This is a genomic window from Marivirga aurantiaca (genome assembly GCF_016679925.1).
Taxonomy (GTDB): Bacteria; Bacteroidota; Bacteroidia; order Cytophagales; family Cyclobacteriaceae; genus Marivirga; species Marivirga aurantiaca.
In genome coordinates this window covers 65,492-92,473 of record NZ_JAEQBW010000016.1, presented here as the reverse complement: position 1 = coordinate 92,473, position 26,982 = coordinate 65,492, and the positions used below count along the sequence as shown (strand labels likewise).

General features: G+C 40.0%; 17 protein-coding genes. 11 read left to right on the top strand and 6 right to left on the bottom strand.

All coding sequences use genetic code 11. The annotated features are described in order from the left end of the window. Positions 1-159 precede the first annotated feature (159 nt). From JKA74_RS20010 to JKA74_RS19980, 7 genes are all read left to right on the top strand, one after another. Positions 160-1,860: a hypothetical protein gene (locus JKA74_RS20010; protein ID WP_201433024.1), complete on the top strand. Its 1,701-nt coding sequence runs from the start codon at positions 160-162 to the stop codon at positions 1,858-1,860. Beyond that, a complete protein-coding gene (locus JKA74_RS20005; RefSeq protein ID WP_201433023.1) occupies positions 1,853-2,773 on the top strand; it encodes a hypothetical protein in 921 nt (306 codons plus the stop codon). Before JKA74_RS20010 ends, JKA74_RS20005 begins: the two co-directional genes overlap by 8 nt. A 1,100-nt stretch (positions 2,774-3,873) precedes the next feature. Continuing rightward, positions 3,874-4,305 (top strand): hypothetical protein, encoded by a 432-nt coding sequence (locus JKA74_RS20000; RefSeq protein WP_201433022.1) that lies wholly within the window; start codon positions 3,874-3,876, stop codon positions 4,303-4,305. 221 nt (positions 4,306-4,526) lie between these two features. Continuing rightward, positions 4,527-4,787, top strand: a complete 261-nt coding sequence (locus JKA74_RS19995; RefSeq protein WP_201433021.1) for a hypothetical protein — start codon at positions 4,527-4,529, stop codon at positions 4,785-4,787. A gap of 628 nt (positions 4,788-5,415) precedes the next feature. Then, a complete protein-coding gene (locus JKA74_RS19990; protein WP_201433020.1) occupies positions 5,416-6,705 on the top strand; it encodes a hypothetical protein in 1,290 nt (429 codons plus the stop codon). A gap of 420 nt (positions 6,706-7,125) precedes the next feature. Then, positions 7,126-7,455, top strand: a complete 330-nt coding sequence (locus JKA74_RS19985; protein WP_201433019.1) for a nucleotide pyrophosphohydrolase — start codon at positions 7,126-7,128, stop codon at positions 7,453-7,455. Then, complete coding sequence (locus JKA74_RS19980) at positions 7,452-9,659, top strand: DNA/RNA helicase domain-containing protein (RefSeq protein ID WP_201433018.1); 2,208 nt, start codon at positions 7,452-7,454, stop codon at positions 9,657-9,659. Before JKA74_RS19985 ends, JKA74_RS19980 begins: the two co-directional genes overlap by 4 nt. A 263-nt stretch (positions 9,660-9,922) precedes the next feature. On the opposite strand, the gene JKA74_RS19975 is transcribed toward JKA74_RS19980, so the two are convergent. Next, on the bottom strand, positions 9,923-10,177 hold the full coding sequence (locus JKA74_RS19975) for a hypothetical protein (RefSeq protein ID WP_201433017.1): 255 nt from the start codon (positions 10,175-10,177) through the stop codon (positions 9,923-9,925). A 62-nt stretch (positions 10,178-10,239) separates the two neighbouring features. Here JKA74_RS19975 and JKA74_RS19970 point away from each other — a divergent pair, with 62 nt between their 5' ends. From JKA74_RS19970 to JKA74_RS19955, 4 genes are all read left to right on the top strand, one after another. Then, positions 10,240-11,664 (top strand): serine hydrolase domain-containing protein, encoded by a 1,425-nt coding sequence (locus JKA74_RS19970; RefSeq protein ID WP_201433016.1) that lies wholly within the window; start codon positions 10,240-10,242, stop codon positions 11,662-11,664. Positions 11,665-12,125: 461 nt separating this feature from the next. Further along, the gene (locus tag JKA74_RS19965) at positions 12,126-13,511 is read left to right on the top strand and encodes an alpha/beta hydrolase family protein (RefSeq protein WP_201433015.1); all 1,386 of its coding nucleotides are present in this window, start codon (positions 12,126-12,128) and stop codon (positions 13,509-13,511) included. Further along, positions 13,511-14,005, top strand: coding sequence for an RNA polymerase sigma factor (locus tag JKA74_RS19960; RefSeq protein ID WP_201433014.1), 495 nt, complete (start codon positions 13,511-13,513; stop codon positions 14,003-14,005). Before JKA74_RS19965 ends, JKA74_RS19960 begins: the two co-directional genes overlap by 1 nt. Beyond that, on the top strand, positions 13,989-14,633 hold the full coding sequence (locus JKA74_RS19955; protein ID WP_201433013.1) for a hypothetical protein: 645 nt from the start codon (positions 13,989-13,991) through the stop codon (positions 14,631-14,633). Before JKA74_RS19960 ends, JKA74_RS19955 begins: the two co-directional genes overlap by 17 nt. 436 nt (positions 14,634-15,069) lie before the next feature. Here JKA74_RS19955 and JKA74_RS19950 read toward each other — a convergent pair whose 3' ends face one another. The 5 genes from JKA74_RS19950 to JKA74_RS19930 form a co-directional block, all read right to left on the bottom strand. After that, complete coding sequence (locus JKA74_RS19950) at positions 15,070-15,771, bottom strand: hypothetical protein (RefSeq protein ID WP_201433012.1); 702 nt, start codon at positions 15,769-15,771, stop codon at positions 15,070-15,072. 383 nt (positions 15,772-16,154) lie between these two features. Beyond that, positions 16,155-20,855, bottom strand: coding sequence for an efflux RND transporter permease subunit (locus tag JKA74_RS19945; RefSeq protein WP_201433011.1), 4,701 nt, complete (start codon positions 20,853-20,855; stop codon positions 16,155-16,157). A 1-nt stretch (position 20,856) separates the two neighbouring features. Beyond that, positions 20,857-24,021, bottom strand: coding sequence for an efflux RND transporter permease subunit (locus JKA74_RS19940; protein WP_201433010.1), 3,165 nt, complete (start codon positions 24,019-24,021; stop codon positions 20,857-20,859). Positions 24,022-24,177: 156 nt separating this feature from the next. Continuing rightward, entirely contained in the window at positions 24,178-25,236 is a 1,059-nt protein-coding gene (locus JKA74_RS19935; RefSeq protein WP_201433009.1) for an efflux RND transporter periplasmic adaptor subunit, read from the bottom strand. Between the two features lie 246 nt (positions 25,237-25,482). Beyond that, positions 25,483-26,979, bottom strand: coding sequence for a TolC family protein (locus tag JKA74_RS19930; protein WP_201433008.1), 1,497 nt, complete (start codon positions 26,977-26,979; stop codon positions 25,483-25,485). Positions 26,980-26,982 lie beyond the last annotated feature (3 nt).

Sequence of the window (26,982 nt, the reverse complement as noted above, 5' to 3'; positions counted from 1 at the left end):
GTTAAAAACTTTGTGTTTGTAAATATCTTCAAGCCTTTGTAAATGTTCGGAACCGAACACAAGAATATAATACAGCTATTGTATTATGGGGTATACTAGCCACTTGTGAGAAAGCTTGCGAAGCCACTTAAATTTTTTTCAATAATAAATTAAATAATTATGTCAAATGTAAAACCAATGATTGAACTTGACCCGAACCCAAAAGGAGTTCCTGTTTTAAGTTACAATGTTCCAGAACCGACTTCTTATACTGGGCAGAATTTTATTGAATTAGATTTCATTCCTACTGGAAAAACAGCTAAAAACTATTTTAAACCAGATTGTTTTAAATCTAAGATAGATTCTGATAATAAAGAAATTAGTAGGGTAAAATCATTAGAAAGTTCAGTTTTAAACAAAACAATAGCCAAATCATTTGCAAATAGTATTGCAAATTCTGCAATTGCCAATGCAAGAATGTCAACCGGAATGCTCAAACTTGGAGAGGTTGATGGTGTGACAAAAATAGTTAGTGACCAAAAAATTTCAAATACACTTTCCAATTTAAAAATTGATGATGTAGCTCATCAATTAAAATCAGGTTTAAAGTTAAATGTATATAAAAATATGTTTGGCGAATTGACTTCTAATTATATTCCCATCAAACCAGAGTTAAGACCAAGAATAGTTTTAGTGGAAACCTATAAATTATCATCTTTTTTAGGAAGTTATGGGGCTGGTAGAACTTTAAAAACTTTCTCATTACTGCCAGGTGAAAAAACTAAAATCAGCATTAATACTTACCATAAAACTGAAACAACTTCAAAAGCAGCTTCGAGTATTTTAGACTCATTTACTAAAGAAAGTTCAGAGGATTTTGAAAAGAGTGTAGCAAGTGAAAATTCTGCAAAACAAAACGAATCTGAAAATTTTGAATATCATGCAGAAGCTGAAGCATCTGCATCTTGGGGTTGGGGAAGTGCTAAAGTAAGCGGAGGAATTAAAGGCGGCAGTAACTCTTCAAGAGAAGAATTTGCAAAGAATACCCAAAATGCTACTTCAAAACACGCTAATAAAGCTTCTGCAAAAAGAGATGTTCAAATAAACACTAGCTCAGAAGTTAAAGAACAATCAGGAGGAGAAACAGAGATTGTACGTGAAATATCAAACATTAATGTAAGTAGAACATTGAATTTTGTTTTTCGCCAAATGAACCAAGAATTTATCTCACTTTTACATTTAACAGATATAAGATTAGCTTTTTTTAATGGAGAAGGGAAAAGTAAAAAAGAATTTACCTTGCCAGAACTTGACCAATTAATAGATGAATTTATAATAGATGATGCCAAAAAAAAGAAAGAAGTTAAAGATGCAATATTGAATCAATTATTAAATATTAAAGACTATAAAGATAATCAACCAACAGGATTTGAGGAAGACGGAAACACAACCAATAAATCATTTATTCAAAAAAAATCATACCTGGATATAAACGACAATCCAACCAGCGAATACTACCAAATAGCTAAAGATTTCTATTCAAAATTTACTGATCAAACTGGAAGAGAGATTATGGTTAATGGAGTTATGCTATCAGTAAAGAAGAATGTTTTAAGAACAGATGGTGTTATTGTTGATTCAATTTTAGGACAGGGAAGTGCTTTAGATGCTTACTCTCAAAGTTTGCAAGATGAAGCAATAAAAGAAAAGCAATTATTTAATTCAATTAAAGAGCAAGAACTTAAAAAATTGCAGCTTATTAATTCTTTAATAGAAAATGGTGATGATGAAAAAGCAAAAGTTTATCAAACCATTTATCCATGTTGTCCACAAGTCCAAGGATGTAATTGCTCACAGCATAAAGAAATAAGCAATGCCTGATATATTAAAACAATCGGCTTTACAAAACAGCAACGATGTCCTTAATAGTCAAGTTTTAGGTGGTTCAGTGTTGCAAAACCACTCCAATATTCTTGATATAAATAAACTTTGCTTTGCACCTTCTGAATTGTTTGGCGAAGAAATCGCAAAAGGTTTTGGAATTATTGCAGAACCGTTTATTAATTTTAACTTAACAGAATACTTTAGTAGGAATATGATTGCGCCCCGGGATATTTATCAAGATTATTCTTTTGAAGGAAGCATTGATAAAACACTTGCGGGTTTTATAAAATTAAAGAATCCAACAATTAATCCATTATATTTTGATTTATTATCTACCGTACCACACAAACGACCGGATATATTAATTGACAGTGGGACAATTAAAGATTATTATGAAATCAAACCAAACTCGCCTTCTGGACGTTACGCGGGCAGGAGAAAGCTATCGGCAATTGACACGTATATGAACACCTATGGGCTGCCTTATGTTAGGGGGCCGTTACTTGATATACCTGAGTTTGTAATTGGTAGAACTGCAATAACCATTAATGGTGTGACTGTGCCTATTCAAGTGTCATTAAATTTTGAAACGGTAAATGGTTTGATTCTTTATAAAGTTTGCATTGAAACCCAATGGCGATTGATCTTAAATGCTAAACACGTTTTCGAATTATTGGAAGCAATTGTTGAACTTCTAAAGGATATAATTACTAGGACAGGTGATGTATTTGAAGAGCTAGCTGAATCAATTAAAGATTTACCTTGGAGGGATATGGGTATGGCAATTTTAGTTGTTTTAGCTATTATAGGGGGGAGCGTTTTAGTTGTTGCATTAGCGCCAAAAATAGCAGCGGCATTAGCCTTATCTGTTCCAGTCGCAACAGCTGCAATACTGCTCAAATTAAGTTAAGGAAATTCTAATACTATTGATAACCAAACCTAGTTTAAAAGAAAATCCTTCCCAACAACTTAGCGTTGGTGACAAATAGGGACCAGGTTAAACGAATCACGGCCCGTTGGAACTGCCCCCCTCAAGGGGGGCTTTTTGATTTTTGCTTAAAAATTTTAGTACCACTTTCCCAAATTTTTTTGCTTCTAGATTAAGAATAAGAGTAACAAAGTTTATTATTCCCTGCTAATTTGAATCGAAGGTTCTATCCCCTCAATGGGAGATTTAGCCCCCTTTAGTTCCCGTGCCCCCTTTAGTTCCCCCAAAGGGGGAAGACGCACAGAAGTACTGTAGTTTTTAATTTGATAGATTCTTATAATATTAACTTATTGGATAAACATTGAGAATAATAGTGATAAAGTTTTTTGTTCCCTCCGGCCCTAATTCCGTGCGGCTATCCCCTCGAGGGGATTCCAGCCAAAGGCTGGTCAGCCTCTGGCTGAATAGGGGTGTTATCAATGTTGAGATTACCTCCTTTGGCTGGAATACCTCAAATGAATCAGGCAGGTCGTTTAAAATTCACCCAAAAACTTAGTTAGAACAAAAGCCCCAACGGGGTATAATTTGATAACGCAGGGCAGAGCCCTGGGAATAGTGCACCAAGTCTGCCCGATTTTGGCCGACATTTTTGTCCCGGGAATTCGGGAAAACAAAAATGGTGACAAAATCTATAAGGAAAATGCTGGTTTAGATATTGCCCCCCCAATGCTATTAAGTTAAGCTTTAATTAAAACCTCAATGTCGTTAAGTTAATCTTTAAACTAAAACCTCAACCTTTTATCCTTCTCCAAAGGGAGAAGGAGGTTTGTCTTAACTTAACGACATTGACATCAACCTTGCATCCTTCCCTCCCGAGTGGTCGGGACAAGCTAAAGAGAGAAGGAAATTTGTCTTAACTTAAGAGCATTGTGCCTCTTCTATGGGGGATTCAGCCGCCCCACCTCAAACAAACCATCTCCCCAACCGATGATATAATTGAAATAATTTAAAAAAATCTTGATATCTACTAATGAACCTTTTATATTTCCATTCTAATAAATGTTCAACTAAATATAAGTAAAATGTCAAAAGAAAATTTTGAATCCCTGCAAGGCAGTATAGAAGCCCTATTACCTGCCGACACCAAAATCCCTAACATGCCTGTAGATGTATTTGTACAGGAAGCCTCCGACCTTCAGGAGTGGAGCCGCCAGGACCGGGAGCAACTCATTGCCGTGGGTGTAGGCGAAGTCTATTTTGATACACTGGAAGCCCGAATTGGTGCCTTGCGCTATGCGCAGTCCGTTTGGAATAAGGACCAGTACACCAAGGAAGAAGCCCAGCAGGAATGGGACGAATTAAGCCCATTGGCTTATGATTTGAAGAACGAAATTGAGCACGCCTTTCGCTTTGCCTTCCGTAAACGCCAGGACCTACTCAATAAAGTACAAGGTGTAGAGGAGGGTAGCGGCCATGCCGATTTGGTGCAGGACTTACCCGAAAAATTTATTTGAATTTTTCGTCCGAAGGACAGACGATTTATAAAAACCTAATCATATAGTAGTTGCATTTTAATTTCCTCATGATATTTATTTACTAAACCATTCGAATTTAGGCTTTAGGTTTTTATAAATCGTCTGGGTAACCCTGACATAATCAATTGAAAATTGATTATCGTCATTATTCATGCTTTTGGCATGAATAATTCGGGTTAAGTGATCTGTCCGCTTTAGGAATGGCCAACCTGCCCTTACTGCAAGCCATTAACTTTGAAGAAGAAAAGTTGCACAAAGCCGCCAGTGATGCCTCCGAGCTAAGTGTATTACTGGCCAAAGCCAATGGGGAAAGAAGGGAAGACAGCAGCCCCAAAATTACACGCGACAAAGCCTATACTTACCTTAAGCAGGCTGTAGACGAGATTTATGAAGCCGGAAAATATGTTTTCTGGAAAGATGAGGCACGTAAAAAAGGGTATAAAAGCAACTATCGAAGGTAGCAGTATTGCCTAAAAGGCATATTTAAGATGAATTTGAGGTTTCCTGCATTGCGGGAAACCTCAAAATTTATGCAGGAAGCCCTGAGATTCATGCAGGAAGCCTCCAATGTTATGCAGGAAGGGTACAAAGTCACGCGGGAAGGGTGCAAGGTCATGCAGGAAGGGTAAAAAGTCATGCAGGAAGCCCCCCAACCCATGCAGGAAGGGTGCAAAGTGATGCAGGACACAATAAATTGACGCAGGACGAAAGAAAATTCTGCGGGAATATTAAAAAACACGTGGGAACGAATAATATTTGGTTAAGGGCTTCTGTAAACCATGCTGGAAGCTTAAAAATTAAGCATTTAACATAAAATTAAGCTGCCGTGGTGCTTAGGGGAGTAGTAGGGTAGCTTTTTTACTTCATTTCAACATTGCCTTCCCTTTACCCCCAAAACCACTACCTACCTATAGGTATTATGCATTGCTTTTCGATTAAATATTAGGATTTAATGAGGGGTTGGTGTATGTTCAGACATTTAATAATTCAAAAAGGAAAAGTCAAATTTTTGTAAGCATTTTTAAATATTTGGTATCAAGTACAATGTCTTCAGGTGATAGAAAAAGATATTATAGGTAATTAGAGATTATGGATTCAAAACAAAAAGGTGATATAGGTGAGAATGCAGTAAATGAGATTGCTTTTAATACTTATTTGAAATATTGGTGTTATCCCAATCCAAAAGATGAACTAGGTAATAAAAAAGAAATTTGTGATCTGCTCATACTTTTCAGAAAAACTCTAATTATCTTTTCAATTAAGAACTATTCATTTGAGGGCAATTATGCTCGCTATTTTAACAACACATTGAAAAAGGCTATTTCCCAAGTACAAGGTGCGGAAAGGAAATTACTTGGTTCAAGAATTATATCAATTAAGCATCCAAACAAACCCTTAGAAGAAATCAATCCTAGCACTATTGATGAGGTACAAAGAGTGATTGTTAATCTAAATATGAGGCCTGTTTTTTATCCCGGTGGATTAATGACAAGCAAAGGTAAGTACACTCATGTTTTGAATTGGTTCTCTTTTCTTCGATTGGTAAGGGAGCTTGATACTATTCCAGATTTCATTGAATATTTGAAAGAAAGAGAAAACACTTTTTTCAATAAAGAGCTACTAATGTTGACCGGAACAGGTGATCAATATGACATTGATACCAATGAACAAATGTATTCTCATGCGAAGAAGTTTGATGAAGCTAAAAGCTTTGTTCTACTATCAGGGAATGAATTGGATTTACTTGCCGATTATTATTTTAATGAGCGAAAATTTAGCAAACATTTTTACCGTGGAAATCAAAGCGGAATAGGCATTGATATTGAAGGCAAATGGGAAGACTACCTAAGCAGAAAGGAAGTACAGTTAAAAAAGGCTGATGATCGTTACAGCTATTTTGTTGACAAATTTGTAAGTAATGAAGTGTTGTATAGGACCAACTTCAGTAATCTGGAACTTGCAACTGAATTACTGGCAATGAGTAGGTTTGAAAGAAGAATTTTAGGTAAGAATTTTTATGAGTTTTCTGATAAATATAAAAATGAGGACTCTGAATTTATAGCTAGGAGGTACGGAAAATTCAATGATATGATAATAGGTTTGATGCTATACAGTTCTTCAATGACACGAGAAGAAGCATTGACACCTCTTCAACTTGCATTATTAGGTTACAGTCATTGGGAAGGCTATAAGACTAAGAAGATAGTAATGATCGGTTTTTCAAATAAAAGGACTGGCTTTATATTTGGTTATACTGCTGATATGCATCCATTAGACAAAAAGGAAGAAAATGATCTAATATTAGATCTTAAAAAGATTGATTGGTTTCAAAACATGGAACCTTCAATATTTACAATAGATGAATATCCGCAAGAATAAAATTAACTAAATGCATTAGCTGTAGTTCCAAATACAAATATTTATATATTTTATTTTAGTCAAGGCTTAGAGTCATCCTAAAAAATAGATGAACAGACTTTTACAACCTTTGATTACCAGCTCACCAAGAAGAATGATATATTTACAAAATGATTAAAGCAGAGAATTATAATGTTTGAACAAACTTTTAAAAATATAGATGACATACTCCATAAGGATGCAGGTTGCGGGAGTGAACTGGATTATGTGGAGCAAACTTCCTGGGTATTATTCCTGAAATAGAGTCTTTTGTTGGTGATCAGGCACTTGCATATTATTAAGTAAGTTGGGCAATTGCTATTCTTGAAATGCTAGCACAATTGCAAATGCCTTTGATAAAGAATATGAATTGGCTAATCAAATGACCAAATTGTAAATATTATGACAGATATTAAAAAGTTAACAGAAAAGTTAATTGACTTCAGAGATCAAAGAGACTGGGCTCAATTTCATAATCCAAAAGATTTGGCTGTGGCATTAAATATTGAGGCAGGTGAACTACTTGAAGCGTTTCTTTGGAAAAATGCTGAGGATGCAAATAAGGAGAAAGTAAAAGAAGAATTGGCAGATGTCATAGCGTATGCTTTGTTATTGGCTGATAAATACAAGTTTGATGTTGTGGATATAGTTACAGCTAAAATTAAAGAAAATGAAAAAAAATATCCTGTCGATAAAGCTAAGGGTACTGCGAAGAAATATAATGAGTTATGAATTCTATAACAGACATTGTTATTGATTTAAACAGATACCCTTTTTCAAAAAATGCACTTTCCGAGATTGCGGAGAATAAATGGGTAAAAAGTCAATGGCCGTTAGTGTATCTTATAAAAAACGACAAAAGTAAATTGGCATATGTTGGAGAAACCACCAATGCGTTTAATCGAATAAAAAACCACTTTGCTAACGAAGATCGTTTGGTTCTAAATACCATAACATTGATTGGTTCTGACCGTTTTAACAAGTCCGCAACGCTAGATATTGAGTCGCAACTCATCCAATATTTATCTGCCGAAAACACATATAAACTCCAAAATGGAAATGGTGGACTAACTCATCACAATTACTACGAAAAGCCTTTCTACCGCGATATATTTAAGGAAATTTGGGCAAGACTTAAAAGTGAAAACTTGGTCAGCAAGTCGATTGAAGAAATCGAAAATTCAGATTTATTCAAATATTCCCCATACAAAGCCCTATCTGATGACCAAAGAGCTTCAGTTATGGAGATTATTAATACTTTAAATTCCCGACAGCATACAAGCATATTTGTAGAAGGTAATGCAGGTACTGGGAAGACCATTCTCGCAACATACTTGATGAAGCTTTTGTATTCACCGCTTCCAGCTGACGATGAGATTGAGGATTTGGAGGGATATCGCTTAGAGGAGTATCGATTACTTGAAACATTTCACCAAAATTTTAGAGATGCGAATATTGGTTTGGTTGTGCCTATGACCTCACTGCGTAAAAGTCTAAAGACTGTTTTCGGTGCAATTGGTGGGCTTACAAGAAATATGGTTATTGGTCCATCGGATGCTGTAAAAAAAGAATACGATATTCTCATTGTTGATGAAGCTCATCGCCTGGCTCAGCGTAAGAATATTCCTAACTATGGATCATTTGACGCCACCAATCGATCATTAGGATTGGGAAATGAGGGTACACAACTCGATTGGATAATGCGAAGTAGTAAGCACCAGATATTTTTCTACGATGAAGCACAATCAGTTAAACCGTCCGACATCCCTAAAGAAAAGTTTCAAGAGGTGAAGCGTCAGTCAGCAAAACCTATCAAACTCACATCCCAAATGCGTGTTTCTGCGGGAAACGACTATATCAACTTTGTTGACCGTTTATTGAAGTGCCAGCCTCTTGAAAATTTGACTATACCTGAGAATTATGACTTCCGTTTGTTTACTTCCTTCCAAGATTTCCACAAAGAGATTATTGTTAAGGAAAAAGAATTGGGATTGAGCCGACTCATTGCAGGTTACTCTTGGCCTTGGATTTCCAAAAATGACAAAAGTTTGTATGATATTGAGATTGAGGGGACCAAATTGCAGTGGAACAATGTTAATATTGATTGGATAAACTCTGCTGATCCGAAACTTGAAGTAGGCTGCATCCACACTACCCAAGGTTACGATTTAAATTACTCTGGAATTATATTTGGCAAAGAGATAACGTACAACAAGTATTTGAATCGTATAGAAATTATTCGAGAAAACTACCATGATAGAAATGGTAGTGTAGGGATAGATGATGATGAGCGTTTAAAAGAATATGTAGTCAATATCTATAAAACCATTATGTATCGTGGGATTAAGGGAACTTTGATTTATGCTTGCGATCAGGAATTACGAGCCTATTTGGCGTCTCATATTGAAAATGAAACAAGTGTAAAAAGCTTGACATTTGACGAAAAAGAACCAATTTTAAGAGTCCTTGATTTTGAAAAAGTAGAGCCTTACAAAAATGCTATTCCCTTAGTTGATATACAAGCAGCAGCAGGTAGCTTTAGCGAGAATCAACAGCATTCGGAATTAACTTGGGTTGAAGTGCCTGATGGAATTAGAGTTAGTGAAGGAGATTTTATATGCAAAGTTGTTGGCGAATCCATGAATAAACGCATTCCCAACGGTTCATTGTGTTTGTTCAAGCATTATACTGGAGGATCACGAAATGGCAAAATTGTTTTAGTTGAATCGACTAGTATCCAAGACGCAGATTTTGGGTCTGGTTATACCGTAAAAGAATACGAAAGCGTAAAAAATGTTTCTGATGGTGAATGGAGCCATGCGTCTATTATACTAAAAGCACTTTCAATAAATAAAGAATACTCAAATATTGTTCTAACAAAAGATGAGTTAGTCGGTTTTAGAGTCGTAGGGATATTTGACAGCGTAATTGAATAGCAATGTAATGGTCTCACAAACTGTCAAGTCGCTAAAGTTAGCCGTACTAGCCAAAGCTTGCCAATAAGTGTGCCTTACCACACGCACTGACAAAAGAAAACACGATTAAACAAAAATGGTTATACTCAATTCTGGGAAAGTGATAATATAAAAGCACTTACATTCAATAAGCTTTCGGTAAGCGGACAGGAAAGTGCTTTGAAATCTCGCACTACGCTTATACCGGACTATTACAAATAAGAACCTATTAAGATAAATATTTCCTAAACAAACTTCTCCCTAAACTGTAAATTAAACATCCCATCAAGCAGGCAAAGGGCACTGGCTACCATCAGGTACAGTCGGTTTTTGAAAATGATGGTCTGCCTGATGAACTCACTCATTTCTCTTGGCTCAGAGAAAGGATTGATGAATACATTATAGCGCTGTATTCCAGGGCCTCGGCAAATACGAAAAAGATAAAAGCCACAATTACTATCACAATGGCGGTTCCATTGCCATTCTAACTGTCGTAGCACCTGCTATTTTGAAAATATGTGCTTTCAGCCTAAATTGAACTACCAAATTTATTAAACAAACGATGATAAAATACTTAAAGATCCTGACTGCAATCTCTTTTGGATTAATTTTCAGCCAATGCAGTTCGGAAGACGACACCCCTGATATTGATACTACTGATTATACGATTGAATTATTGATTCAAAATGGAGCAACAGGAGATCCACTGGAAGGGGCAAGTATTCAACTTAATGATAATGGGAAAACTGTGACTACAGGAGTCGATGGCCTTGGAGTATTTAACGAAAATGATTTAGATGCAGTAGATGGCCAAAATAGCGGAGACAGCGTGATTTATTCCTTTAGCATTAGCCATCCTGAATTTTATTCCATTGAATTGGATGCAGGGCTGGGTGATACTACAGTAATCATGGAACCGCTTGAAGGGGATTATAGATACACAATGCCTGAAGATATAGAAGATGGTTTAGCCGTAGGCAATCTGGAAGAAGCAGGATTGGATCCTAATATCATCCATACACTTATGGTTGAAGCTCAGGCATCCGAATTTTCAGAATTACATAGCCTTCTCATTTATAAAGAGGGTAAGCTGGTGCTCGAAGAATATTTCTTCGGAAACAACGATACCATTGATTTTGAAGGTGGAGTAGTGGTGGACGACTCCCCGGAGCCTATCATGTGGTCAAGGGATGAGTTACATTATGTGGCCTCAGTAAACAAAGCCCTGACCGCTACTTTAGCAGGTATTGCCCTGGATGCTAATGGCTTAAGTACCGATGCACTTTTAAAAGACTACCTACCCGCATATTCAGGCTATTTTGAAGAGGATCAGAGCAAAGCTGATTTAACCTTTCACCATGCGATGAATATGACTTTGGGTTTTCAGTGGGATGAATGGGGCTCCAACGACCTCACCTTACTTTGGCAATCCGATGATTTTGCCGATTTTCTACTGAGCCGTACCAATAACGGCCCCGAATCCGAATGGAGATACAACAGTGCCAGTCCGAATTTAGTATTGAAGGCGCTGGAAAACATGGTGGAGGAGCCTGTCAGAGCCTGGGCGGAAGAAAACTTTTATGGCCAATTAGGAATATCAGATTTCAAATGGCAAAGCCAACCCGATGGCTATCCTGAAGGTGCAGCGAGAATGTACATGCGTCCAAGAGATATGCTGAAGGTAGGCGTTACCTATCTGAACAATGGCCAGTGGAATGGCGAACAGATCATTCCTTCGGCATTCGTGGATAAAGTGATGGAGGCTGAGAATACCGGTGCAGCTGATTACAGCCATGGCTTTTGGCTACGCCAACTTGCCGGAATCTCTTATCTTTCAGCCGATGGCGATGGAGGAAACTATATCAACATATTCCCGGATCAAAATATGGTAATCGTCATGACCATGGGCCTTTACCTGCAGCATCCTGCCTATGTGATTGAATCAAACAAAATCATGAGGGATTATATTTTTAAAGCAATGGAGTAATTTCTGTTTCAGATTGAAAATTTACTAAAAGAAAGGAAGCTGCACAGGCTTCCTTTTCTTTTTGATGGGTCTGATTAATGGAAAACTACATTTAGAATATTTAAAATAACTTAACAAGAATGCTTAATCAATTTTCACTGTCTAACTGATACTTACCGATAATTCGATACAGGTTCTAATACTCTTTCTTTTCTTTTGGCTTGACCCAAAAGAAACAAAAAGTCAAGGCTGTATTCATTTCTTAACGGCATTTTGAATTTCTAATTGGGAAACAAAAAAACTCCCTGCGGTCAAACATTTTGTTTCTGATCCAATTAGAAATTCAAAATCCCTAAAATGAATAAGGCCGATTCTTCTAATCATAGTCATCAATACCATTAAATTTATGGTAGAACCAAAAAAAATACCACCCACCTGTAAGATTATCAATCTCAAGCCACTAATTAAGAAAACATACAATTATGAGAAAGATAAAATTACTATTGCTAGCCTTAGTGGCCCCCTTTTTAGTATCCGCACAGCAAATTACTGGCGACTGGCATGGCCTCTTAAAAGTGCAGGGCATGGAAATGCGACTAGTCTTCCATATAACCGAATCAGAAGGTGTTTATTCGGCCACCATGGATAGCCCGGACCAAAAAGCCTTTGGTATTCCCATCAGTTCAGTGGGCTTTCATGAGGGTCAGTTAGATTTGCAGATTACCAGTATAGGTGCTCAATACAAAGGAAAGCTATTGAGCAATAAGGTAGAAGGGAAATTCCTGCAGGCCAGCCAATCCTTTCCATTAGATCTTACAACCGAACCCATTGCAGAAAAAGCACTGGTAAGGCCCCAGGAGCCTAAGCTACCTTATCCTTACCATACAGAGGAAGTCAGTTTTACCAGTGAGGCAGGGGAGTTGACACTTGCCGGCACACTGAGCCTACCCAAAAATAAAAAGAGCTTTGCTACTGCTATTCTGATCTCAGGTTCCGGCCCCCAAAATAGAGATGAGGAATTTATGACCCATAAACCTTTTCTGGTGTTGGCAGATCATTTAACACGTAATGGCATTGCTGTTTTACGCTATGACGACCGTGGCTTTGGAGCTTCCACCGGTAATCATGATTTGGCTACCAGTGCCGATTTTGCCACAGATGTGAAAGCGGCCATCAGCTACCTGAAGAGTCGGAAAGATATAAACCCGGAGAAGATAGGCCTGATTGGACATAGTGAAGGGGGGCTTATTGCGCCTATCGTAGCGGCTGACATACCCATGCATTTCGTGGTGCTGTTGGCAGGGCCCGGTGTTCCCGGAGAGCAAATATCCCTACAGCAAATCGAGCTTTTAGGGAAGCTGCAAAATACTGAGGAACAAAAGATCAGCAATGAAATAGCCGTAACCAAAGGTATATTTGAGCTGATAAAAAATAATGGGGATGATTTGCAAATATTAAGAAATAAGCTGGAAGTTTATATCACCCATCAGCTGGAGAAAAATAAAGTGGTTTTAGAAGATATAAGCAAAGAAGAATATACAAAGCGGCAAGTGGCCCAGTTAACCCGTCCCTGGTTGCGCTATTTCTTAAGCTATGATCCACGAGTTACACTGGCAAAGGTCAATTGTCCCGTGTTGGCACTCAATGGAGGAAAAGATGTGCAGGTGGGTGCCCAAAACCTTGAGGTTATAGAGAAGGCTTTGCTTGAAGGGGGAAATACACAAGTGACCATTAAAGAATTTGACAATATGAACCACCTTTTCCAGCTCTGTGAAACCGGTGCTATGGAGGAATATGCTCAAATAGAAACCACCATGGAACCCATAGTGCTGGAGACTGTCTCAGGCTGGATAAACAAGCAAAAATAATGAGTAGCGATTTTTATCATTCTTCCATAGTGCCCTATGCAGCCATCATTGTCAAGATCTGCAGGGCTTATACCAATTCTCAGGAAGATTTTGAGGACTACTATCAGGAAGTTTGCCTGCAGATCTGGAGAAGCAGGGAACGCTTTAATGAGCAGTGCGCGTGGACAACCTGGATCTATAGGATTTCCCTGAATGTATGCCTCACGCTACTCAAGAAGCAGAAAAATAATCAAGCGATCCATTTTACCTCCGATGTGTTGCCGGATTCAATTTCTGTCACTAATAAAGCATTCGAGAATGAGACGCTTAATCAATTATATGCAGCCATTAAACATCTGTCAGAGGTAGATAGGGCTGTTATTCTTCTCTACTTAGAGGAAAAACCACAGCAGGAGATTGCTGAAATTCTGGGTACCAACCCAAACAATATTGGCGTAAGAATAAAGAGAATTAAAGAACGACTCAAAAAAATATTAGATGAAAAATTCAATTGAAAGCATGTGGAAAGAAGGCTTCCTGGCAGAAGGGGCTTTAGATTTACCGAAAATCAACCAACTGTACGAGCAAAAGTCACAACATATTGTTGACAAAATAAAGAGCAGGTTTCAATTCAACCTGAAGCTTATTATAGTAATGGCAATTGCCATACCTCTCATCTACTTATTGCTGGATGCACTATGGCAAGGAGTAGCCATTTCTGTTTTACTATTGGCCACTGCATGGTTTAGTAAGAGACAGGTTGAGCGGATACAAGGAGTAGAAACAGGGCAAAATAGTTATGATTATTTGAAGTCATTTCAACAATGGTTGCATACTGCTCTATTAAAAAATGGCAGCGTGATCCGTTTTACTTATCCTATTTATTTCCTGATTGTGATGAACATGATTTTCTCTACCTGGTCTGGTCAGGAGGAGCTGGTGAATAAAGTGACAGAGAAATTTCCAAATCTCACTTTTATTGGTGATGTTCCGCTCATTGCCTGGATTTTCACAGCGGTGGTGGCCCTATTGATGCTGTTGTTTTCCAGGCAGATCTACAAATTTGATGTCAGATTGATGTATGGGGGCATCTTCGATAAATTAGATTCCACTATAAAAGAAATGGAGACTTTGAGGGCTTAAGGATCGTCATTGCGAGCGCAGCAATCTTACTTATGGAGAGACCAATACTAATTGTGCTTCGATATTTTTCTAATAGCGTTTTCGGTCGTGAATAAGGAGATTGCTTCTGTCCTCGCAAAGACGTTCCAAATTTTAATTTTATTCCAGTTACTAAAATCCCCCTACCCCCTTTAAAAAAGGGGGAGAGTCCTCGTGAGAATAAGCAATGCTTTTTAAATTTATTGTTAATCCCGAAGTTCTTTAATTTTAGTAATAATAGCAAAAGGTCCGTACACCCTCCCCCTTAATAAAGGGGGATCAAGGGGGATTTTTATGATTGAAAGTTGAAGCGCCAATTTTACGTCATGCGAATTTACATGCTTTTGGAATTCGCAGTGCGGCAATCTTGAGGATTTGAGAGGGTTGTTTCGTTGCGCACAGATGGACATAATTACCACTACACAAACTTCTCCCTAAACTGTAAATTAAACATGCCATAGAGCAGGCAAAGGGCACTGGCCACGATCAGGTACAGGCGGTTTTTGAAAATGATGGTGTGCCAGATGAACTCGCTCATGTCACGAGGCTCTGAGAAAGGGTTGAGGAATACATTATAGACGCTGTATTCCAGGGCCTCGGCAAATACAAAGAAGATAAAGGCTACAATTACTATCACAATGGCCGTTCCATTGCCATTTTTAATCAGGGTGGAGAGCATAAAAGCCAAGGCCGACAAAAACCCGATAGGGAAGAGCACCTGCCCGACCATAGGCAGCAGGCTGAAACGGTAAAGCGTTACATTGGCAATGCTGCCCAGCACTAGCAAAATCACCCCCGCCACGCCTATAGCCAACACAAAGCGCACCAGGTATATCTTATACCGATAATTAGGAATCCCAAAGATGGTCTCCAGCATCTTGGAATCATCATCATTCTGGATGCCATAAGCCATAGGATAGAAGATCAGCAAGAGGCCCGGGAAAACCAAAAAGCCATAAATAGCGGCTTCATTGAACTCGGGATCATCGAATATGGTAAGGGTGATGATGAATGCGAAAAACAAAAAGGCCGCCAGCACAAAGTAGACGAATTTGTTCGCAAATATCACCTTTACATTGTAGGTGATGAGTTTGTACAGTAGTAGTAGGTAGCTTTTCATTTTTGTTTATTACGGTTTTTTTGTGTCCATCTGCAAAATCCCCCAGCCCCCTTTACGAAAGGGGGAGAGATCCTATATTAATTATCATTTGTCTTTAAACTTATATTGCCTTTTTCCGATTTTCATTTGTGCGTCTATAATTTTAGGTAATAATTTTATTGTGTCCGTACACCCTCCCCCTTAATAAAGGGGGATTAAGGGGGATTATTTTATTGAAAGTTAAATCGTCAAATACTCCGTCCTCAATATTCCCTTCTCTTTTTTAGCACCGTGGTCTGTGGCTCACAGACTAGCTGCTCAATATCATCGTGCTTCAAGGTCTGTGAGTCACAGACCTTGGTTAAGAGTTCATTAGCCTTTGCTTCCCTCCCCCTTTGGGGGAACTAAAGGGGGCGACTCTTCATCAACCATAAATACGCGTCCTCCAGGTTAGCCCGCACATGCACGGCATCTGCCCTGGGTTGCTCTGCTGCTAAACACTTCACCCTAATCTGATCTCCCTCACGCATGTGGTGAACGATCAGGTAGTTTTCTTTCTCAGCTTCAAACTCCTCTGGCGACAGATGAAATTCCCATACCTTATCATCAGCCAGCTCTGCCATGGTAGTCGGGCTGCCGATGTATTCTATATTGCCAGAGATCAATACCGCCAGCTTATTACAGCTGCTGGCTATGTCTTCAATAATGTGCGTGGAGAATACCACAATCCGCTCACGGCTCAGCTCTACCAGCAGGTTCCTGAAACGGATCCGCTCCAATGGATCAAGACCAGCTGTAGGTTCATCCACCACTAAGATCTTAGGCAGGTGCAGCAGGATTTGCGCAATGCCTATTCGTTGTTTCATCCCTCCGGAAAAAGAACCGATCTTCTTATGCTGATGCTCATCCATATGCACAGCCTTCAGTACATATTGTACCCGCTCTTCCCGAACATCCTTTTGGCTGATCTTTCGCAAAATGGCCTGGTAATCCAAAAACTCGTAAGGTGTCATGTTTTCATAAGTGCCAAATGCCTGTGGCAAATAGCCAATCAGTCCTTGTAATTCTTCCCTGCGCAATGTGGTATCATGGCCATTGATCCAGATTTTGCCATAACTCTGGTCCATAATCCCGCATAAAATCCGCATCAGCGTAGTTTTACCGGCACCATTAGGCCCTAAAAGCCCGAACATGCCCTGCTCAATCGTCAGACTTACTCCTTTAAGTGCTTTAAACTGCGCTTGCTTCGGTTTTATAAATGGAATGGCTAATAATAGTTTATAGTATAGCCTGCGCATTTTGGCAAAGCGGCCTTTAATCTCATGGAGTACTACCTTGTTTTCTGAAAGTTTTCGGGACACCCGTACCAGGAACAGGCCTATGAACCAAAGAAGGATCAGGAATATCCCTACGCCTTTCACGTTGATATCGCTGTAAAGGTAGGCTGAACTCACGATGGGGAATCCCCAGTATAGCAATGCATAAGCGAATTTGATAAGCCTTCCTTTCTTTTGTACCAATTGCGCGGCCTCATTAAAAATAGATAACAATAAAGCATGCAGCGAAATCATAAAGAATAATTGCCAGAAAGCTTTATCCAGGAAGAAGTAGATGAAATACACCAGGAAAGCGATCAAAGCACCCTGCCAGATCAGGTTTTGCAGGAGGGCTTTGCCTGAAACAGGCTCTTCATTGCGAGCTACAAACAAACGCTTATTGCCTTTCCATTCCCTGATCCATCGTTTATCCCTGCCATACACTTTGGTCAGGTTTTGGATCTCGATGTGCATAGCCTCATCAGGGGCCACCATTTTGGCATTGGCCTGTCTCAGGGAAGTCATCACGAAGTAGGTGCCTCCGGGAATCAGAATAACTGCTGCCAAAAACCAAATCACCTGCCAGATCATACCTTCTATTTGAAAATAGATCAATGCCGCTATAGCGACCATGAGTAGTATCTGCACCAGCTTAATGGAAGTTTTTAAATTCCTGAACCAGTCCAGTACGCTTTCCAGTCCGGCACTCATGGTAGGGATATAGATCAGCGTAAGAATGGTGGCAAATGCCAGCCCGCCCATTACGGTAACTGCAAAAGGCTGCCCGATGCTGGTGACATATTCTGCATCTCCCAGCGCCAGTGGCAGCATGGCCACAAAGGTGGTGATGGAAGTAATGAGTATAGGCCTGATGCGGGAAATACCACTCATCATGAGCGATCTGTATTTATTATAACCCTGCCTTCTGAGAATGCGGGAATAATCAATTAAAATGATCCCGTTGTTCACCACCACTCCCAGCAATATCAAAAGACCAATTAATGTATTGGCATTGAGCAATGAATTGCCTGTAAAGGTCAGGCCTAAAAAGGCTCCTATACCTGCCAATGGAATGGAGAACATAATAACGATTGGAAGGTATAATGATTCAAAAACAGCCGCCAGAATCATGAAGATGATGACAATGGCTGCGAATATGAAGAAATAGAACTCATCAAAAAGTCCTTCATCATGGATCACATCCACTACCATACCGGATGGAATGTTGACACCACTTACAATCTGATCAATTTCCACTCGGGAAGCTTCCAACAGGGATTCAGATTTTAATACTTCATCGATAAAATTATAGGTAATCTCAATGCGTTTTTCCTGATTCATCCTGGTAATGGTGCTTTCTCCTGACGAGTAAATCACTGAACCAATATCAGCCAAAGAGTGTACCACACCGGATGTACTGGTAATAGGCATCTCCCTCAGGTCTTTCATTTCCTTCGCAGCCTGAGTGATTTGGTTTTGCGTTTGAATGGTGATTTCAAATTCCTCTCCACCGCTCACAAAATTGGAGCCTGAAGCAAAGGAAGGTTGAAAATCGTTGAGGCCAACCGCTACATTTTGTTGCGTGATATTATTGCCGCTCATACGCTTTTGGTCGAACAGAATATGCGCTTCTGGCCGCTCAGGGCTAATGTTTACCGAGCTGCTTTCGATGGATTGCAGTCCACTTACGTAGGTGTTGATGTCATTGGCAATAATCTGCATCAGCTCAAAGTCCTGACCTTTGATCACAATCCTCTCTGAAGCGGTACCGATTCCCAACATGCGTTCGAAATCAGCAGAAGCCGAACCTCCGGCACCACCTTGTCCGCCACCTGTTTTCGGTGGTTCATTCAGTGAAATCTCCAGGTCTTCAAAATTTTTGGCAATGCCTGTGAGTTTATTTTGCACGTCAGCCACCGAAATGGTATCCAAATCCTTAAAGCCTTCTACCAGTGAGATGGTCAAAACGGCATCACCTTCGGAAATCTGGCTAATGACTTTGTTGACCACCGGTATTTCCATCACCTTTTCTTCAATCTTTCTCACCCTGAGATCAGTGGATGCCAGTGTGGCTCCCTGCGGCATGGTGACAAACAAATTCATGTTGGTCTTTTCCACTTCGGAGGGACCGGACATGCTGACAATTACACTGAGACCAATGGTGACAAAAAACAGTACCAATCCGCCAATGACTGTCAGCAAGGGTTTCCTGAAGCAGGATTTTAAAATCACCACATACATCTGGATCATCCGCTGGCGAATGGAGGCATTTTTAATTAAGGGAGCCTTTTCCTGATCATCCTTATTAATGGCAGCATGTGCCAGCATGGGAATTAATATCAGGGCAACTACCAGTGAAACCAATAAAGTGGAAATGATGGAAATCCCTATATGGGTTCCGATCAGAGTGACCAGAAAATTAGAAGAGAAGATAAAGGGCAGAAATACGGTGACCGTAGTAAGGGTTGCAGCAATTACTGACCGCATCACTTCCTTAGTACCATCCACCACAGCATCTACTTTTGGCTTCTTATTCACCACATGCCGATAAATGTTTTCAAGCACCACCACGCTATTATCCAGTAGCATACCAATGGCCAGCGCCATGCCAATAAGCGTAAGGCTGTTGATGGAAATGCCGGCAGCATAGAAAAAATTGAATGCAGTATAAACCGAAATAGGAATGGCCAACGCTATACTGAGGATGAATTTCATTCTTCTTAGAAATACCCATAATACAAAGATCGCCAGGAGGCCACCGGTAATTGCCAGGTTTTTGATCTGGTCTATATTGGTAGTCATCTGCTCTGCCTGATTGCTTTGTACCACGATCTCCACACCGAAGCCTTCAAGATCTTTATTGATAGCGTCAATAGCGGCAAGCGTTACCTCTGACAGAGCGATCAGATTGGCTTGCGTATCTTTAGATAAACGAATGGAAACGGCATCTTTTCCATTGACCCGACTTAGTGATGTCTGCTCTTTCACACCGAAAAACACCTCAGCCACATCGCTGAGCAGTAAAGGTCCTTTTTCTGATACCACCAGGCTTTGGATATTCTTGATATCCTTTAATTCGGCAGTTACATTCACGAAAACATGCTGCCCGTTTCTTTCTATCTGTCCTGCAAAGGCACTTTTGTTAGAGTTCTGCGACAATACATTCTGGATGGTATTAGGGGTGATGCCATTGGCTTCGCAAACCGCATCGTTCATGATAATTTCTACAGTCTTTTGCTTTCCGCCAAATACTTCCACACCACCGATGCCATCTATGTCATTCAGGCGGTCGGTAATATATTGATCTGTCACATTTCTCACACGGTCCACACCACCACTACCGAGCACCTGCAGGTCCATAAAGGTATTGGTAAACTGTTCTGTATCAATTTTAATGATATTTACAATAAACTCAGGAGTAAGATCTGATTTGATGGCCCCGACTTTTTGTTCCAGTTTGAGGTAGGCATATTTGATATTGACCCCTTGCTGAAATGAAATGAAAATCATGCCCTGTTGGCTATCTGCATTGGAAGTAATTTCCTCAACACCTTCGAGGGTGCTGATTACACTTTCCAATGGCACAATGGCCTCACGTTCCATATATTTGGGGTCTACCTCAGAGGTAGGGCTTATCTGCACTATCAGTATAGGCAATTCCACATTCGGGAAAAGCTCCACCGGAAGTTTGTTATAAGAGATATAGCCCATCACCGAAAACCCGATGAATAGCATCGATACGAGTACTTTTCTCTTGATGATCGTGTGTAATATTCCGTTCCTGGCCATCTTAAGCTTTTGTTTTTACAGTACCTCTGATCTTTGTGACCAGGTTTTCAATGCTTTCGTAAAAGCAGGGGATGACAATCAGTGTCAATAGGGTGGAAGTTACCAACCCACCAATTACTGCTATGGCCATGGGGGCACGTAAGGCGGCACTCTCTCCAAATCCAAACGTTAAAGGCAACAGTGCTAAAATGGTGGTGAGACTTGTCATAATGATGGGTCTGAACCTGCGTTGTGCTGCATCCAGTATGGCTTCCCGTAATGCCATACCATTTTGTTTATTCCTGTTGATGCTGTCGACCAGTATGATGGAGTTATTCACTGCTATTCCGGCCAGCATGATGATACCGATAAAGGCCATCATGTTGAGTGGCATTCCAAGGAAAAAGAAGGACAAAAGTGCTCCTACAACAGCCAATGGAATAGTTAATAGAATGGTGAAAGGATGTAAAAGTGATTCGAACTGTGAAGCCAATACCATATACACCAGGAGCACAGACAGGATCAGCGAGAAAGTGAGGTTTTTCATAGACTCCTGACGTTTTATTTCCTGCCCGGCTACACTTATTTTGTACTGAGGAGGCACAGCTATTTTTCCAAAGGAGCCATCAATAGATTTCACAATTTGATCATAGGGCTGGTCCTGGTTCACTCTTGCGCTAATGGAAACCATCCGGGTTTGATTTTTCCTGTAAATGGAGTTGGCGGCATACTGCACACTTACTTCGGCAATTTCACTTAACGGGAATTCACGCTGACTGCTTTTAATCCTCATGTTCTCCAATCCGGAAAGGGAGATTTTAGGGACTTTGATCATGATGTCCTGCATTTCACCGCCACGTTCAATGGTGCCTGCTTTTTTGCCTTCCAGCTGGTCTTTGATCTGAATAATGACATCGTCTATAGACAAACTCATTAACCCGGCCCTGTATTTATCTACATCCACCTGGATCTGTGGCACACCTTCTTCCAGATTGGAAACCGGTTCATAAACATTTTCATTATTGCCTAGTACGAGCATTACCGAATCGGAGAGTGTACTCAATGAGTTGAAATCAGCACCACTTACTTCCACCACCAGCGGCATCTGCTCATCGCCCAACACCGCATTAAGCGCACTTTCATCATTTGAAAAGCTGGCTTCAATGCCTGGGATTCCATCAAAATAAGTGGAAAGGGTGGAGGTAACGGAGGCAATATCTAGCTCCATATCTTGCTTAAATATGAGTTTCAAACTGGCTTTATTCTCATCGTACACATTTTCATTCTCTATGCTCGACTGGTTTTTCTCCGGACCAATGTGTGCATACACATGATCCAGTTGACCTTCGAAAAGCAGCAGGAGCTGGCCTTCTATCTGGTCTACGGTAGAAGATGTTCTGGCAAGCGGAGTGCCATTGGTCAGGCTCAGATCCACAGAAATAGCTTTGGTGCCTGCTTGTGGCATATATTCGCTGCCAATGATATCGATCAATTGATAGGAAGCGATTACCAGCAGAAAGGAAGCGACTATTAAAGCAATTCTGTAGCGTAATACTTTATCTAAGAAGGTTCTGTAGGCTTTATATTTCAGCGGTTTTTCTTCCAGCTTTGTGTTATCCTTGCGGAAAATTCGGGTAAAAAGCATAGGTATTACCAGAATAGCTACGGCCAGAGAGGAAATCAATGAAAAAGCCACTGTCCAGGCCTGATCTTTGAATAATTCTCCGGATGGACCCTGCAAATAAACAATGGGTAGAAAGACAACAATAGTGGTAAGCGTAGAGGCAGTTATGGCACCGCTCACTTCACTGGTTCCCTGAATGGCTGCATCTATCACACTCAATCCTTCTTCCCGCTTTCTGAAAATAGCCTCTACCACTACGATGGCATTGTCCACCAGCATCCCTGCACCCAGTGCCAATCCACCCAGGGTCATTACATTGAGCGTAAGGCCATTGAAATACATGAGGTTGAAAGTGGCAATAATGGAAATTGGAATTGCGATGCTGATAATAAGTGTTGAACCTATTCTGCGCAGGAAAACAAACAAAACAATTACGGCAAAGAGTGCTCCGTAAAGACCGGAATCTTTCACTTCATCAATGGCTCCCTGAATGAATCTTCCCTGGTTTTGAATGATCACAAATTCATAACCGGGAACGGATTTCTTTAAACCGTCCAGCACTTTGGTCAATTCATTCACCGCATTGACTGTATTGTACTTAGTTTCTTTGAATATTGACATGCCCAGGCTTCTTTGCTGGTTTACCCGAACGATGCTGCTGGCTTCTTTATTCAGGATTTTCAGCCTGGCTACTTCACGCAGTAGTACGGGCACCTGATCGGAGGTGGAGGCTGTGGGTTGAGAGTTAGAAGTTTGCACTACTTCAGTGGAAACCTCTGTAGCATCAGGGTTCGTACTAGTAGCTGTGTTTTGACGAGTGGTATAGCCTACTACCAGTTCTTCCAGGTCTTCAGGTTTTTCGATAATGCCCAGTCCTTTGATTACATACTTTTTTCCCAGCTCCTCAATAAATCCACCGGACACATTACGGTTATAATTCTGTATTTTCGCCACCAGGTCATTCACAGTAAGGCCAAATGAGGCGAGCAAATTGGGATCTGTTTCTAATACCACTTCTTTTTCCTGCTCACCTGAAAGGCGCACTTCGGCTATTCCCGGAAGCCGGATGATCTCATTTCTGAAGTTGTTCTCCGCTACTTTGCGCAATGCTTCGGTATCGTTGGAATTAGGATTGTAAATACCCAAAATCATAACAGGTGTGGCATTGGGATCGAATTGCGAAATGACAAATTCTTCGATCTCCTCATTCATTGAAAAGCTGGAGAGCGATTTTTGAAGATCCAGGAAAGCTTCATCCATGTCTTTGTTCCAATCATATTGCACGGTGACCCGTCCGTAGCCCATCTGGCTAATAGAGCTCACTTCCATAGCGCCATTTTGCCTGATGGCCACCGACTCAATGGACTCAATAAATTGCTTTTCAATTTCTGATGGGGGCTTAATTCCTGCCTTTAACTCCACGAATAAGGTGGGATTCTTTAAATCGGGGAACAATTCAATGGGCAATTTTCCAAATGAAATGGTACCTAATAAAATGACGGCTAATGCCATCATCAGGATGGAAATAGGGTAGGATACGGCCAGTGAGACTATCTTTTTCAAATTACATTGATTTAAATAATGGGAACATTAGAGTATGGTTATCAATGTCATTTAGTTAAGCTTTGGTTTTAAACCTCAACCTTTTATCCTTCTCCGAAGTGAGAAGGAAAATGGTCTTAACTAAACGACATTGGTATAGGTATTTAAAATCAGCGATTATTGTAAAACGCTTACCTTTGACTTATTCCTTAGCGTCTCAAAACCACTGACTACTAATCTGTCATTGATTTTTAAACCGCTCACAACTTCTATCACATCCATTGTTTCAAGCCCGGTAGTGATTCTCTTTTCTGTGGCAATACCATTTTCAACTATGAAAACTACTTTGCCGTCCTGCCGGGAAATAATGGTTTCTTTAGGAATCACAATGGTGCTGTCCCGCTTTTCGGAAAGTATGGCTGCTTTGATGAACATGCCCGGACGGAGCAGATGTTTGTCATTGTTGATTTGCAGAACACTTTTGAATGTTCGGGTATCCGCATCAATGACAGGAGAAATCTGGCTTATTATTCCTTTAATAGTATCCTTTGCAATATTGTAGTTGGTAATTTGTACCAACTGATCCAGGGTAACTTCAGGTAAATGTTTTTCAGGCAGCTTCACATCCATCAACAGTTTTTCATACTCCATTACCTTAAAAAGCTGCTGACCTTGCTCAATCTTTACCCCATCGGTGTGGTAAGGAAGTTCCACAATCACTCCATCAAATGGAGCACGTACAGCCATTTTGGCCATTTGAATTGCGGCATTTTCGTATGCATATTTGGCATTTACGTGGGTAATTGAGGCATTCTTTAGGTCGGTTTCGGTAACTCCTCCTTTGTCGTACAAAGGTTTTTGTTTGGTGAGGTTACTTTCTGCCAGTTCCAGGTTCAGTTTTTTGCTTTCTATTTGCAGGTTGTTGACAAACTCTTTGTCCTCAATCCTGATCAATACTTGGCCTTCCTTTACTGCATCACCTAATGCGAAGGGTTTTCCTGTAGATGGGTTTCTTTGGATTTTGTAGATTCCTCCCAGCTCAGACTTCATGGTGCCTTCCTTGGAAGAATAGACAGTGCCTGTAGTTTCGATGAATCTCGAGATGCTTTGTGGTTTGATGCTCACGACCGATACCGGAATCTTTATTTCAGTTTGAATGTTGGACTGCTCGTTACTGCATGACCACAAAACAGTCATTAACAGGAGAGGAGTGAACCATTTGAGTAGCTTTTTCATATTTTTAAATTTGAATGTTGATATTTTGTGTTATGTATTAAGTAGTGTGTATTGAGATTTACTCATTATTGCTTACTACTTTTGTTTACTGTTTTTTGTCAATTGTTTTATGCATTTAAATGTTAATTATCAATGTCGGTTAGTTAAGCTTTTTTTTAGACCTCATCCTTTCATCCTTCTCCGAGGGTAGAAGGAAGCATGTCTTAACTAACCAACATTGAATTACCAGTTACCGATGACTAATTACTATTTCCTTATAATAACCGGTTCATTTTTCTCAAAATCATAGAGCGACTGGATCTTGAGGTTCAGTAACTCCATTTTATAATTGATCAGGGCATCGGCAAGCGCACTTTTCTTTTCGGAAAGCTGGCTTTGGAACCTATTAAGATCAATACTCGTCAGGTCTCCGTTTTTATACCGTTCCAGGTTAATATCATAGGTTAGTTTAGCATTCTTCACATTTTGCTCAGCTATTGCCACCTGATTCTCCAGATTCTGAAGGTTCCTGTAGACCTTTCTGATATTGATGATGATGTTGTTTTCCTCCACTTGCAGGTCTACTTTGTTGATTTCAAGATTGGCATTGGCAGCATCCATTCTAGCTCTGTTTTCGCCCCAGTCCCATATCGGAATGCTGAAGGAAATAGCTACTCTTGGGTTCATATTGGGTGTTTCGTATATTTCAGGTGCCTTTACATTGTCGCCAAAAACTCCCAGTGACAAGCCGATTGAGCCTTTAAACTCATTCAAAGCTTTGGTGCGGATTAATTCAAATTGAGATCGCTCAATGTCGATGGTTCGCTGTCTCAATTCCATTCTGTGCTCAAGACCGTAGGCTATGGCTTTACTAAGATCTACCTTGCGGGTGATGAAGTTGATATCCACCATCACGGCCAATTCTTCCTCCAGGCTGATTCCTAACAATAGCTTAAAATCATCAGCTGCATTGCTCAGCAACACCTCATTATTTTCTACTGTGGATTTGGAAGTAGCCAAATTCAGCTCTGCCTGGTACAATTCTTCTCTTGCCAGGAGATCTGCCTCTACCTTATTTAAAGTGATCTCATAACTGACTTTTTGATTCTCATATTCATCCCTGGAAATCTCCAGGTTATTCTGACGCTGGTAGAAATTGTAGAACGATTGTGTCACATTTTGCTCAAGGCTAAGAAGTTGTATTCCATTGCTTATTTGAGCATTTTCCAGGTTAAGCTCCAGCTCTTTCAATTGAAGCTTGGTTCGGTTATAGGTGAATATGGGCTGGTCAAGCTGCAGGTATAAATTATTGCTGTAGGTTTTTGTTCTGAGGTTCTGAAATTCAGAATAGTTATCTCTATATCCCAAACGGTTGATGAGTGAGATGGTGCCATCTGTGGCAACTATGGGCTGGGTTACTGAAAAATTGGCGAAAGAGTTATAATCTTCATTAGTATTCCACTGCGAGAAAAGGTCATTAAAATTACGGTTTCTATTGTAATCAAAGGGTGTGATATCCAGTGAAAATCTGGATTTCAAGGCAGCACGCTGCGCATCAAGGCTTCTTTGATTTCCATAAAGGTTTAGTATGGATTTCTTGATGGTGGGGCTGCTTTGCTGGGCAATTTGAATGGCTTCTTCCAGTGTAAGTGTACGCTGTGCCATCATATCTGTAGATATGAGGCAGCCAATGATCATGAGTACCATCGCCAGTTTCCCATGAACTGCGGACCTCTTTGTTTTATTTTCTTTAATACTGTTCATATA